The organism is Paenibacillus sp. ALJ109b, assembly GCF_010747435.1.
Lineage (GTDB): Bacteria > Bacillota > Bacilli > Paenibacillales > Paenibacillaceae > Paenibacillus > Paenibacillus taichungensis.
This window is the reverse complement of the sequence record NZ_JAAIFP010000030.1, coordinates 45,591-57,110: the sequence shown is the minus strand read 5'-3', so window position 1 is coordinate 57,110 and position 11,520 is coordinate 45,591. Positions and strand designations below refer to the sequence as shown.

The 11,520-nt window shown below is 45.7% G+C and carries 15 protein-coding genes and 1 other annotated feature; of the genes, 7 read left to right on the top strand and 8 right to left on the bottom strand.

Annotated features, from left to right (window positions below):
* Positions 1-84: 84 nt before the first annotated feature.
* Positions 85-432 carry a toprim domain-containing protein gene (locus G3352_RS25630; RefSeq protein ID WP_024631255.1) on the top strand — a complete coding sequence of 116 codons (348 nt, stop codon included), beginning with the start codon at positions 85-87 and terminating at the stop codon, positions 430-432.
* 80 nt (positions 433-512) lie between these two features.
* Here G3352_RS25630 and G3352_RS25625 read toward each other — a convergent pair whose 3' ends face one another.
* A complete protein-coding gene (locus G3352_RS25625) occupies positions 513-1,124 on the bottom strand; it encodes an SCO family protein (protein ID WP_083679049.1) in 612 nt (203 codons plus the stop codon).
* 232 nt (positions 1,125-1,356) lie between these two features.
* The gene (gene cyoE / locus G3352_RS25620) at positions 1,357-2,286 is read right to left on the bottom strand and encodes a heme o synthase (protein ID WP_163761037.1); all 930 of its coding nucleotides are present in this window, start codon (positions 2,284-2,286) and stop codon (positions 1,357-1,359) included.
* A gap of 253 nt (positions 2,287-2,539) precedes the next feature.
* Between cyoE and G3352_RS25615 the strand changes: the two genes are divergently transcribed.
* Complete coding sequence (locus G3352_RS25615) at positions 2,540-3,520, top strand: metal-dependent hydrolase (RefSeq protein WP_163761036.1); 981 nt, start codon at positions 2,540-2,542, stop codon at positions 3,518-3,520.
* Positions 3,521-3,625: 105 nt separating this feature from the next.
* On the opposite strand, the gene G3352_RS25610 is transcribed toward G3352_RS25615, so the two are convergent.
* Positions 3,626-3,844 (bottom strand): alpha/beta-type small acid-soluble spore protein, encoded by a 219-nt coding sequence (locus G3352_RS25610; protein ID WP_017692386.1) that lies wholly within the window; start codon positions 3,842-3,844, stop codon positions 3,626-3,628.
* Positions 3,845-3,964: 120 nt separating this feature from the next.
* On the opposite strand from G3352_RS25610, the gene G3352_RS25605 reads away from it, so the two are divergent.
* Positions 3,965-4,162, top strand: coding sequence for a hypothetical protein (locus G3352_RS25605; protein WP_163761035.1), 198 nt, complete (start codon positions 3,965-3,967; stop codon positions 4,160-4,162).
* 111 nt (positions 4,163-4,273) lie between these two features.
* On the opposite strand, the gene trpS is transcribed toward G3352_RS25605, so the two are convergent.
* Entirely contained in the window at positions 4,274-5,266 is a 993-nt protein-coding gene (gene trpS, locus G3352_RS25600; protein WP_163761034.1) for a tryptophan--tRNA ligase, read from the bottom strand.
* Between the two features lie 65 nt (positions 5,267-5,331).
* Positions 5,332-5,598, bottom strand: a binding site (T-box leader).
* Positions 5,599-5,847: 249 nt separating this feature from the next.
* Here trpS and G3352_RS25595 point away from each other — a divergent pair.
* Positions 5,848-6,822, top strand: coding sequence for an aldose 1-epimerase (locus G3352_RS25595; protein ID WP_163761033.1), 975 nt, complete (start codon positions 5,848-5,850; stop codon positions 6,820-6,822).
* 200 nt (positions 6,823-7,022) lie between these two features.
* Entirely contained in the window at positions 7,023-7,256 is a 234-nt protein-coding gene (locus G3352_RS25590) for an alpha/beta-type small acid-soluble spore protein (RefSeq protein ID WP_076290933.1), read from the top strand.
* A gap of 80 nt (positions 7,257-7,336) precedes the next feature.
* Here G3352_RS25590 and G3352_RS25585 read toward each other — a convergent pair whose 3' ends face one another.
* Both G3352_RS25585 and G3352_RS25580 read right to left on the bottom strand, forming a co-directional pair.
* Positions 7,337-7,750 (bottom strand): hypothetical protein, encoded by a 414-nt coding sequence (locus tag G3352_RS25585; protein ID WP_063566141.1) that lies wholly within the window; start codon positions 7,748-7,750, stop codon positions 7,337-7,339.
* A 273-nt stretch (positions 7,751-8,023) separates the two neighbouring features.
* Positions 8,024-9,823: a M3 family oligoendopeptidase gene (locus G3352_RS25580; protein ID WP_163761032.1), complete on the bottom strand. Its 1,800-nt coding sequence runs from the start codon at positions 9,821-9,823 to the stop codon at positions 8,024-8,026.
* Positions 9,824-9,941: 118 nt separating this feature from the next.
* Here G3352_RS25580 and G3352_RS25575 point away from each other — a divergent pair, with 118 nt between their 5' ends.
* Positions 9,942-10,112, top strand: a complete 171-nt coding sequence (locus G3352_RS25575; RefSeq protein WP_064506463.1) for a YycC family protein — start codon at positions 9,942-9,944, stop codon at positions 10,110-10,112.
* Positions 10,109-10,342, top strand: coding sequence for a hypothetical protein (locus G3352_RS25570; protein WP_063566143.1), 234 nt, complete (start codon positions 10,109-10,111; stop codon positions 10,340-10,342). The genes G3352_RS25575 and G3352_RS25570 overlap by 4 nt, the downstream gene beginning before the upstream one ends.
* A 17-nt stretch (positions 10,343-10,359) precedes the next feature.
* Here the strand turns inward: G3352_RS25570 and G3352_RS25565 are convergent, their stop codons facing one another.
* Together G3352_RS25565 and G3352_RS25560 are read right to left on the bottom strand one after the other, a co-directional pair.
* A complete protein-coding gene (locus G3352_RS25565) occupies positions 10,360-11,091 on the bottom strand; it encodes a DUF2225 domain-containing protein (protein WP_064635694.1) in 732 nt (243 codons plus the stop codon).
* Between the two features lie 36 nt (positions 11,092-11,127).
* On the bottom strand, positions 11,128-11,505 hold the full coding sequence (locus G3352_RS25560; RefSeq protein ID WP_163761031.1) for a globin domain-containing protein: 378 nt from the start codon (positions 11,503-11,505) through the stop codon (positions 11,128-11,130).
* Between the last annotated feature and the right edge of the window lie 15 nt (positions 11,506-11,520).

Below are 11,520 nucleotides of genomic sequence, written 5' to 3'. Positions count from 1 at the left end.
TCCATTTTATATAATCCAGTCGATTTCCGCTGCAACATTTCCCGGGGAATGTCGACATAAGCTCTCGATCAAGAGGTGAATATGATGCCTATTCATGTCATTGTGGAAGGTAAAAACGACCGCAGCAAACTAAAACGTCTTGTAGGACCCGAAATCAACATTTTGTGCACGTTTGGAACACTGAATTCCCTCAAGCTTGAGTCGCTGCGCAAACAGGTTGGTTACGATGAGGTCTACTTATTTATGGATAATGACAGTTCGGGCAAAAAAATCAGGGGTGTGCTGCGAGATGCCTTCCCGGATGCAGTACAGATGTATACACGACGCGGTTATGCGGGTGTAGAGGGAACTCCCGATGAATACATCATCGCCCAGCTGGAGAAAGCCGGATTGGAATCGTATATCCAATATCCTGAATTCCCATCGTTTTAAACCGTAAGAGGCTGCTCGCCGGGGTATTCATTCAACCCAGGAAGCAGCCTCTTTATTTGGCGATTATAATGAACGCATCTTTATTCCTTGATCAGATTGCGAATGTCTTCCGCAATGACTGCTGGTTCAACATCCTCTGTATTAAACGCATTGTATACTTTGCGCAACTGGTTATTCCGATCCACCAATCCAATCATGTTCATATGGGCAAAATCGTCCTTGTTTTCACCCTCAATGAGGATCTGGAATGAATCTCTGGCGAGCTGCTTCGTTTGATCCATATCCCCCCGCAGGAAGTACCAGCCTTCATAATCCGCGTGGAATCGATCTGCAAATTCCTTAATCTTCTCCTTGGTATCCACTTTCGGATCAAACGAGATGGACACAAATGAGGCATCCTTGCCAAAGGTATCGTCCTCTTTCAACAGATCCTGCACCTGAGATAACGTAAACGTCGTAATTGGGCACACATCCGGACAACTGGTGAAATAAAAGTAGAACAAACGCACCTTGCCTTTGGTATCATCCAGAGATACTGTGCTTCCATCCACATTTTCCATCGAAAAGGATTGAATCTCCCGAATTTCGGGTAATTTTTCCTTGCTGGCAAATACGGTGCCCCACATTAAATACACCGCCATAATTAGTGCAAGCCCTAACAGCATCCATGTCCATTTATACTTTTTCAACATCATTATCGTCCCTTCCGATATCAGATCATATGAATACGCATACATAAAAGTTGAAGCAGTTCTCTATAAAATTCATGGACTCTGGATCATATTTTGAATGACATTTCCTCATTCCGATACCACTTTGTTGCATATGTATACCAAGAACCCAACCGACAATGGGCCCCCTTGTTATTGTAGCTGTTCCACGAACCCGTGCCCATCTAATGTTTATTAAAGCATTTCAAGCTGCTCATTTGTGCACTGTATCCAGAATCATCATTATAAAACTCAAAGATAGATAGTTAATGGAGTAAAGGAATACCTTTTTGGCCCAGGCATCTGTATTTTGTGCACGAAAGCCTTTAAGTGCGTAGTACAGCCACAGCACGGAAAGTATCAGTGAGACCGTAAGATAGAAGATTCCTGCATACCCGTAAGCATACATGAGGACCGGGACAAAGATTTGCAAAACCAGATAAGGAATCATCTGAATCTTGGTTCGTTCAATACCCTTTACCACCGGTAATAGCGGAAATCCACCAGCCCGATAATCTTCCACCCTGCGGATCGCGAGCGCCCAGAAGTGTGGAGGCTGCCATAAAAACAACATGGCCAGAAGCAGCCATGCACCAAGATCCATCCGTCCAGTTACTGCGACATAACCGATGACTGGCGGCATTGCACCAGACAGACCGCCAATGGAGGTGCTCCATGTCGACGAACGTTTTAACCAAAGGGTGTACATAATCACATAGACAAACATGCCAAAAATGCCGCATAATCCGGCAAGTACCCCGGAGAAGGAAAAGAGTACGGATAATCCAATCACACCCAAAATAATGGCATAGGATAAAACGACTTTGGGTGTTAAACGTCCTGTTGGCAAGGACCTGTTGCGGGTACGTTCCATTTTGAGATCAAGTTCACGGTCAAAGTAATTGTTAAATACACAAGAAGAAGCCATAATCAGTACCGTTCCAAGCAGGGTCAGCAGCATTTTGCCGTAGTTGACGTCCCACTGGGATGCAAGCCAAAAGCCACCAAAAACCGCAATAAGGTTGGTTCGAAGAATGCCCGGTTTCGTAATATGGATAAAATCTTTCCACGTCCCTGACTTCATCGGAGGCGCAGATCGTGTTGCCGAATCGGAAGAAGCCTGGTATCTCAATGGATTGTCCACGCTTGTGAATCCCCCTTCTTCTTGATCTCATGGAGGTTTCTCTCTCTGCCTCCGATATAAAGTTTATCACAGGAAAAGGAAAAAGAGTTTGACAATGCTCGTACAATTGCTGTCAATTGAGCAGGTTCTTGTCATATCTTTGGAAATTAGGGTGTTTTGCTTCCCGGTAGGCGGATAATATACACTATATATGGGTATCACCTAGATAGAGAAGCAACTCGCATTAACGATACACCACACAAAGGAGACGTTTATGGATACTTCTACACATTTTGTCATGGGGATTGGTTTGGCCGGTCTGGCTTATGTCGATCCTGTTGTCGCGACGAGTCCCATGCTCGCAGCTGCGGTCATGGTTGGAACCATTGCAGGCTCGCAGGCTCCTGACATCGATACTGCGTTACGTCTCAAAAGCAACTCGCTCTACATCCGGAATCACCGGGGTATGTCCCATTCACTGCCATTTCTCCTGTTATGGGTTCTGCTCATCACTGGTGTCATTGCACTGATCTTCCCGGGTGTCGCTGTTGGACACGTCGCGGCTTGGACTGCTGTCGCCGTAGGCGTTCACGTTTTTACCGATTTGTTCAATACCTATGGAACTCAGGCAGCGCGGCCTTTTACTGAACGCTGGATTGCCTGGAACATCATTCATATTTTTGATCCGTTTCTGTTTACCACACATGTGCTGGCCATATTGTTATGGGCTTTTGATCTGATCGCCCCTGCTCCACTCTTTGTTTCACTGTATATTTTGATTGGCTTGTATTATGTATGGCGGACAATAGCACGTGCTATGGCTGTTAGACAGGTGAAGCGACTCGACAAAAATAATTCTGAGGCTCATTACATGGTCATCCCAACAATATCCTGGAACCGATGGCATGTGGTGAAAAGATTTGAAGACGGCAGTTATGAGATTGGCAAAATGGACCATTCCGTCTTAACCTGGAATCTCCATGCTTCATCGTCCACTCACGCGGCTGTCGCTGCCTCACGCAACTCTCCTGAAGTCACTGCGTTTCTTTACTTCACCTCCTATGCTGTTGCAGAGGTGGAAGAATTACCAGCAGGATACAAGGTTCGCTGGGCAGATGTGCGTTATCGACACCGCAAACAATATCCATTTGTCGCTGTAGTCGTTATGGATCGAAATTTCGAAACGATTGATACGTATGTCGGCTGGTTAAGTGACGAGAAAATGGATAAAAAACTTTTATCCGCACGCTCTTGACGAAAGGTGCATGGAAGGGCACAATCAGACATAGGAACGAATGCGCGAGAAAGCCCGGAGCGTTTCCGCTCCGGGCTTCTGCTTGTTGCTTTTTGGTTATAATAATTATTTGCCAGACCCAGCCAGAGACTGCTCAGCGATTTGTACCAGACGTTTGGTGATGTACCCACCCAGAGATCCTGTCTCACGGGAAGTGTAGTTACCGTAGTAACCGTCTTGTGGGATAGTTACACCCAGTTCTTGTGCAGCTTCGATTTTCAATTGTTGCAGTGCTGAGTTTGCTTGAGGTACCACCAAGTTGTTAGAACGAGATCCTTGAGCCATATTTAAAATCTCCCTTCAATCTGTGTCTGTAATGTAATTGCAAGCTTGCAAGATTATTATGGCTCGTGCGCTTCAGGTTATACGGAATTCCATCAAATTTCTATATGGAGGTTTTTCCCAATGAGCAAAGGTTTATCGCTATGGTTTGCATTCTCTTCGATTATGTTGTTAGCGGTTACGGCGATTATGATCTCTTACTCCGGCTGGTTGGCTACGCTGCTGTTTGTCTTGTCCGTTGCCAACATCGGATGGGGATTTGTTATTCGCGCAAAGAAAGAGCGTCGTGAAGCACGTACCACCTCGGAAACAGCCTCTTGACCCGGTAAACTTCATAGGTTAGTACGAAACGATAATAAAGAGGAGCCCCCATCAGGGCTCCTCTTTATTATGTGAACAATTCATTTACTTTAAGTTACTTGCCTCGTCCTACTACAACGTACGTCTAGGAACAAACCCCATACGTTCTTTAACCGCATTAAGTGTCTGGGAAGCCACCGCTTCTGCGCGACGAGCTGAAGTTTCCAGGATGTCAGTTAATTCGCCAGACTCACGAATCTCACGATACCGTTCCTGTAAAGGTTCAATAACAGATACGACCACTTCAGCCAGTTCTTTTTTAAATGGACCATACATTTTGCCTTCATAGCGCTCCGCTACTTCTTTCAATGACAGACCTGCGCATTCAGCATAGATACTCATCAGGTTGCTGACTTCAGGTTTGTTTGCCGGATCATATACAACCTCACGACCGGAATCGGTTGTGGCACGGCTAATTTTTTTGCGAATCACATCTGGTGGATCAAGCAAGGCAATGTAGCTGCCTGCATTTGGATTACTTTTGCTCATTTTGGAAGAAGCATCATCCAGTGACATTACACGAGCACCCACCTGTGGAATATACGGGTCTGGAATCGTGAAATACTCACCATAACGATGGTTAAAGCGTCCCGCCAGATCACGTGTCAGTTCCAGATGCTGCTTTTGGTCTTCGCCTACTGGCACAAGATCAGCATTATACAGCAAAATATCAGCAGCCATTAATGAAGGATAGACAAACAGCCCAGCGCCAACGGAATCTTTACCAGATGATTTGTCCTTGAACTGAGTCATGCGTTCGAGCTCGCCCATCGATGTCAGTGTAGTCATCAACCAGCCCAATTCCGCGTGCTGCGGTACATGGGATTGCAGAAACACATTGGATTTCGTAGGATCGATTCCAGCTGCGATAAACAAGGCAGCTACCGCCTCAGATTGCTCACGCAGTGCTGCTGGCTCTTGAGCTACCGTTACAGCGTGAAGATCAACCACCATGAAGTGACATTGGTAGTCATGCTGCAATTTGACAAAGTTTTTAATTGCTCCGATGTAGTTGCCCAATGTGAGCTTGCCACTCGGCTGAATTCCCGAAAGTACTGTTTTCATTTCACATAACGCCTCCCTATTTGTTTGTTCCTAATTCTCCGCGAACGCAAAAAGGCCCCACATCCGCAAGGGACGTGAGACCGTGGTGCCACCCTTATTCGCATTTCTCCATTCCTCTAGACCTGATTAGATCATGTAGAAGAAATGCCTTCATTTCTCCGTAACGTGGAGTATACGTCCGATTCTACTAAGGGTAGTCCAAACTTCAGACATCGCCTGTTCAAGCCAGCACTCAAGGGTCCATTCGGTAAAGAGTTCACACCGGTTCACATCATCCACCGGCTTTCTGAAGAGAGTTCTCTTGGCTTACTTGTCCCTGTCATCGCTTTGATTATCATTCATTGGATAAAACGCATCGTTCAGAATACCATCTTAATCCGCGCGGACCAGAATGTCAAAATGGGAATAGCTTTTTTTACCCACTTCACAGAAATCTGTTATGATGGAATTGCTTATCCTAATCACCAGCATTCATTCGGTATGCTAATGGGATAAATGGCATGTACACAATGACACGCCTGCAACGGCATATAGGAAAGGCCGTTTGCAGACAGATTTCAAGTGGGAAAAGGAGCATCGATATGAAACAAGTGACCAAAGGCCAATGGAATGGTTACGACACGTATATCCTACATAGCCGTGAATTGGAGATTACCCTGCTGCCGCGTCTTGGAAATAATATTATCTCGATTCGCGATCTGGTGCAGGGCCGCGATGTCGTTCGCAGTCCAGAAGAAGATGAACTAGCCTTTTATTTGCAGAAGCCGTATCACTTCGGCGTTCCGCTTCTTGTTCCGCCAGGCCGCATTCATCGAGGACAATTCGAATATGAGGGAGTTCATTACCAATTCGATCAGAATACGGCCAATGACAACCATATTCACGGCCTCCACCGCAGCCAGTCCTGGTGTGTCAGCGACATCGAAGAAGATGAAGATGGCTGTGCAATTACAATGGAATTATTAACTGAAAATGAAGAGCATTGGATGGCTCAATTTCCAATTCCTTTGAAGCTTGAGATGACGTTCAGACTTCAAAACGCGGTGTTAAGCCAGCGTCTGCGTGTGACCAATCTGAGCTCTACTCCTGCTCCTTTTGGAATGGGATATCATACATGGTTTCTGCTTGACGGTAAACCCGCTGAATGGTCACTTCAACTTCCTGTGTCCGGAATTTACGCTCAGAATGAAGAACAACTGCCTACAGGTGAGATTGAATCTCTTGGAGAATGGTCTTCTTTGAACGAAGGCATGAACATGCAAGGACGAAACTGGGATACTATTTTGAAAGCTGCCGAAGGGCAACCAGCAGTAGCTCACTTGCGCAGGCAGGATGGATACACGCTTAAATATTCAGCGGATGAAGCATATTTCAAACATTGGGTCCTCTTTACAAAGGGAGAATCCGATCAATTTCTATGCATTGAACCTTATACCTGGCTTCCTGATGCTCCCAATTTGAATTTAACAGACGAGCAAACGGGACTGATTCGTCTGGAACCAGAACAGCCCGTTGAACTTTTTACACGTATTGAGATTGTACCCCCAACTGAGTAGAATCTTGTACTCTCAGGCGACTTCTATGGGACACAGCTCCTACTTTTTCCTTTTATTCTACGTAGCCGATCCATACTGGGTCGGCTTTTTTCATGTTATATCTTATCTTTTATATCCAAATTTTCCCTTACGCCATATCATGCATATTTCCTCATTCTCTAACCATACTAACATCACCAAGCCATAAGGAGGTGACACACATGTACGGAGGTCAAAACCAAGGAAGCAGAAATTCTTCAAACAATCTGGTTGTTCCTCAAGCAACTGCAGCTTTGCAACAATTGAAAATTGAAGCTGCACAAGAGCTGGGTGTAACAATTCCCCAAGACGGTTACTATGGTAACTACACTTCCCGTGAGACAGGTTCACTGGGTGGTTACATCACTAAACGTCTGGTCCAAATCGCTGAGCAGCAATTATCGGGTCGTTCGTAAGCTCGTAATTCGTGCTCGCATATGCAATAACAAAAAGCGGCCTTCCTCGGAAGTGCCGCTTTCCTGTGTGCTCTTCACAATTATGAAGACGACTCCATGCCTGAATCCATGTATGTATTGGTTCTTGGATAACGAATCATCAGGTTCGCCATATTATAGTTGGACTCCATCGTGGCATCAACCAGAATCATACCTTGTCTTACTGTAAAATCATATGCAATTTCTCCATGAGTCCAATTTCGCTTGAATTTCAAAGTTTCCAGTGCCATTGCGCGGAAAGAAGAGCGTTGGGTTTCGTTTAGTCCACCGTCCTCCACTTCCATTTGACCGTCACGTCCGGTTATCGGATTATGTCGAATCCCAAACTTTCCAATTACATTATTTCGTATTTGCACAAAAACTACACCTGAATCTAACCCTGATAATTCATGATCAAGCTCTTTGAACACCAGATCCAACTGTCGTGCTAATGAAAGCTGGTCAATTTTTACCATAACGCTCCTCCTTTATGCACTTCATCCTACAAAACAAGGACTTACGACTCATTATATGACAACAAATGTGGTCATTCAACAAAGTCAAACAAACTTGGGTAATTATGACTATAATTTGCACAATTAATTGCCATTTTGCGTGCTTTTAGCGAGTTATTTCTCTCAATTGCGACAAAATATTTAACGAGAGCTTAGCTTTAAAAAACACTAAAAAAGGCCGCAATCCCGTGTACATTTACACAGGATTGCAGCCTCATTACATATATAGGAATACTATTTTGCGGATTCTGTCATCTCAAGAAATTGATCAATATCGGCAATGACCAGGTTCGCTGCATTTTGCCAGAAATCAGGTTGTGTAAGATCTGTACCCAGATGTTTCTGAGCCAGTTCTTCTACCGTCATTCGGCCCGTATCTCGCAGCAAATCATCGTATTTATCGGCAAATGCCGTACCTTCCTCCTGCGCTCTGGCGTATATGCCTGCACTGAACATATACCCGAACGTATACGGGAAATTGTAGAATGGTACACCTGTCAGATAGAAATGCAGCTTGGATGCCCAGAAATGCGGATGATCGGATGCAAGCGCACCACAGAACGCTTCTTGCTGTGCTTCCACCATCAGTCTGGACAACTCATCTGCATTCACCAAACCTTGTTTGCGTTGCTCATAGAATCGATTCTCGAACAGGAAACGAGCATGAATATTCATAAAGAACGCAACGCTTCGTTGAATCTTGTCTTCAAGCAGAGCTAGCTTCTCTTGCTCATCCGTTGCTGCTTGAACCAGAGCATCCGCTACAATCAGCTCGGCAAAGGTTGATGCCGTCTCCGCCACATTCATGGCGTAGCGTTGATTCAAGGCTGGCAGTTCTTCCATAATGTGCTGATGATATCCGTGACCAAGTTCATGGGCAAGTGTCGACACATTCGACGGCGTCCCAGAGAAGGTCATGAAAATACGTGTTGCTTTGCTGAGTGGCAAGGACGTACAGAATCCCCCTGGACGCTTGCCAGCGCGGTCCTCTGCTTCGATCCAACGTTTCTCAAACGCCATCTCTGCAAATTTGGAAAGTTTGGGACTGAACTTGGCGAATTGATCAACAATATTGATAGCCGCCTCGTCATATGTGACTTTTCCACCCGACTTGCCTACGGGTGCATCTACGTCACTCCAGCTGAGTTTCTCTACACCAAGCAGTTTCGCCTTGCGCTCCAAATATCGAACCAACGCAGGTTTGGCACCGTTAATTACGTCCCACATCGTATCAAGCGTCTGACGCGACATCCGGTTAATCGCCAAAGGTTCCTTGAGAATATCATCCCAGCCGCGCTTCTCATACAATTTGAGACGGAAACCGGCAAGATGGTTTAATGTATCTGCGCAGAAGTCTTCGACATCCGTCCAAGCCTGTTCCCAGTTAGCGAATACAGTCTCGCGCACATTTCGGTCACTGTCGCTCAGCTTATTCGCAGCCTGACCTGCGGATAACATCACCGTTTCACCATTTTGTTCAAATGGGATGTTAACCTTGCTTACAATGGTGTTATAGAATTTTCCCCACCCATGGTAACCATCTACGCCGAGATCCAGCGCAAGACCTTCAAGTTCAGGTGACAGTTTCTCACGAGCTAGCGTGCGGCTCTCGTTCAGTGCAAAGGCAAGCGGCTGAATATCTTCCCGAGCAATCCATGCTTCCCATACAGAGTCTGTCGTCTGGCTAAGCGTATTGTCGAATTGGGACTTGGTACTGTTCAACATCGCGGCAAGAGAACTAATGGTTCCCTGAAGCTGAACTGCTTTTTTATCCTTTTGGTTTTGTGAAGAAAGACAGGACACAAATGCCGACCCTTCCGAAATTCGGATATAACAGCTCTGCAGCAGTTCTAGGATCGGATCAAACGCATTCGTTTCTTCCAGAGACTTGGGTGCAGGTGTATCTTTCAAAAGGGCTTGCAGCTTACGTACATCCTGCTCCAGCTCAATCAGATACGCAGCGAATGACTCTGAGGCAGAACCTCCACTAAAAATGGACTCCAGATCCCAGACGGGTTGTAATGGTGTTTTCATTTAAATAAGGCACCTCTCTCAGTAGAATGGATAATTAACCTTGAATTAGAACTGGTTTTATAAGCGCTATATCTCTATACTAGAGAAATAGTTTAAGCTATTTTCAGGAGGTAATCGTATGAAACCTTTACAAGTCTCGGCTGACACAGCCGTCAAATTAGCAGAATCTCTGGGTGTTCCCCTCGAACATCTGATGCATATGCCGCAGCATATCCTGATGCAGAAAATCGCCGAGTTGGCCAAAGAAGAAGCGGCTAAACCTGCCTCTACGGAAGGCGAGCAAGAATGATCCCCTTTGAGAACAGCTGGCCTTACGATATTGTAATGGGGGACATTTATGTACAGCAATGTCCGTACTGCCATGCAAACAATGTACTGCTGCCACTCAAACCAAAGGAGCTTGTACGCATTCGCGAAGGCAAAAAGAAATTACTGGTCTTTCCTTGTTGTAATGCCAGCATGACTGTGATCGACAACGATAGTGATTACCTGCTGTCCAGTCGTCCTGTCCGCAATTAGAGAACAACTCTCACTTATCAAATGGGGCTGCGTTTCGCAGCCTCTTTGTCTGCTTCAATCATTTCATCTGGCAATTCCACCTTGCTCGAAATCATCTGTTCCCGCAGTAATGCCCACTGCTCTCGCGAAGCACGAATCATGGCTGCATCGGTAATGCGCTTGTCATGAATAACCCTGCCGAACCATTTTACAGCCTCATGGAATCGACCTACCCTGCGGTTCAACTCTCCCAAAAGATAAAGAAGCTTGGCTTCATTCCCGCCAGTACCTTCCCGTTCATAAACCTTTACATAAGCCTCAAGGCTAAATTCAAGAAAACGGTTTTCCTGGGTATGATCCTCCATGTACCGATAAAGCCAGGCAATATGATGCAGCAGACCTGCAACGACACGATCTTTCTCCTGAATAACCTGCGCAACCAGTAGTCCAAGCTTGTACGAATCCATTGCCTGTTCCAGTGTCCGCGCTCCGCTATAGTCTCGTTTCACCCAACGATTGCCGATCTGCTCCTTAAAAGCCTTGCGCTGTTTATCGTTTAATTGTTCCGTCGAATTCTCTGTCGAAGCAAATCCACACTCAGGACAAATTCGAACAACATAGAAATCCGGATTTTCCCGCTTGTAATACGCGCAAAAATCGGAATCCGTCCGATAGGGCCGTTTTAAGCTTGGTCTTACGCGTGAGGTATCATACTCAGTCTCGCAGTAATGACACTTCACCTTTACCTTATACAGAGGCTCTAATTCCACTCATTCCATCCCTCTCCCATAAGCTTGTAATTGGAACTAAGGTGTATTCACAAAATGATGTGCTGGCCCCGACAATCGCTGCAGGACGAAAGAATGCAACGGCTCTTCCACACCAACTTGTGTCAACGCCTGATCCATACATGCAAGCCAGGCTTCTGCCCGTTCAACCGTCACTTCAAAGTGCATATGACGGGCACGCATCATCGGATGACCAAAAGCCTCGGAAAACAATGCAGGACCACCGAAGAACTGAGATAAAAACATGTATTGCTTGTCGATTACCGGCTGAATATCCTCCGGAAAAAGAGGTGCCAACTTCTCATTCTGCTGAACAATCGGATAAAAAGCTTCGACCAGTGCGCGAACGCCTGACTCTCCACCAAGATTGTCGTAGATGCTCAAACTAGGATTCATTCCGCTTTTCCCTCC

Bases quoted from the DNA above. Each gene is read 5' to 3' on its own strand.
- G3352_RS25630 (WP_024631255.1), top strand. From the start codon at position 85: ATGCCTATTCATGTCATTGTGGAAGGTAAAAACGACCGCAGCAAACTA.
- G3352_RS25625 (WP_083679049.1), bottom strand. From the start codon at position 1,124: ATGTTGAAAAAGTATAAATGGACATGGATGCTGTTAGGGCTTGCACTA.
- G3352_RS25615 (WP_163761036.1), top strand. From the start codon at position 2,540: ATGGATACTTCTACACATTTTGTCATGGGGATTGGTTTGGCCGGTCTG.
- G3352_RS25610 (WP_017692386.1), bottom strand. From the start codon at position 3,844: ATGGCTCAAGGATCTCGTTCTAACAACTTGGTGGTACCTCAAGCAAAC.
- G3352_RS25605 (WP_163761035.1), top strand. From the start codon at position 3,965: ATGAGCAAAGGTTTATCGCTATGGTTTGCATTCTCTTCGATTATGTTG.
- trpS (WP_163761034.1), bottom strand. From the start codon at position 5,266: ATGAAAACAGTACTTTCGGGAATTCAGCCGAGTGGCAAGCTCACATTG.
- G3352_RS25595 (WP_163761033.1), top strand. From the start codon at position 5,848: ATGAAACAAGTGACCAAAGGCCAATGGAATGGTTACGACACGTATATC.
- G3352_RS25590 (WP_076290933.1), top strand. From the start codon at position 7,023: ATGTACGGAGGTCAAAACCAAGGAAGCAGAAATTCTTCAAACAATCTG.
- G3352_RS25585 (WP_063566141.1), bottom strand. From the start codon at position 7,750: ATGGTAAAAATTGACCAGCTTTCATTAGCACGACAGTTGGATCTGGTG.
- G3352_RS25580 (WP_163761032.1), bottom strand. From the start codon at position 9,823: ATGAAAACACCATTACAACCCGTCTGGGATCTGGAGTCCATTTTTAGT.
- G3352_RS25575 (WP_064506463.1), top strand. From the start codon at position 9,942: ATGAAACCTTTACAAGTCTCGGCTGACACAGCCGTCAAATTAGCAGAA.
- G3352_RS25570 (WP_063566143.1), top strand. From the start codon at position 10,109: ATGATCCCCTTTGAGAACAGCTGGCCTTACGATATTGTAATGGGGGAC.
- G3352_RS25560 (WP_163761031.1), bottom strand. From the start codon at position 11,505: ATGAATCCTAGTTTGAGCATCTACGACAATCTTGGTGGAGAGTCAGGC.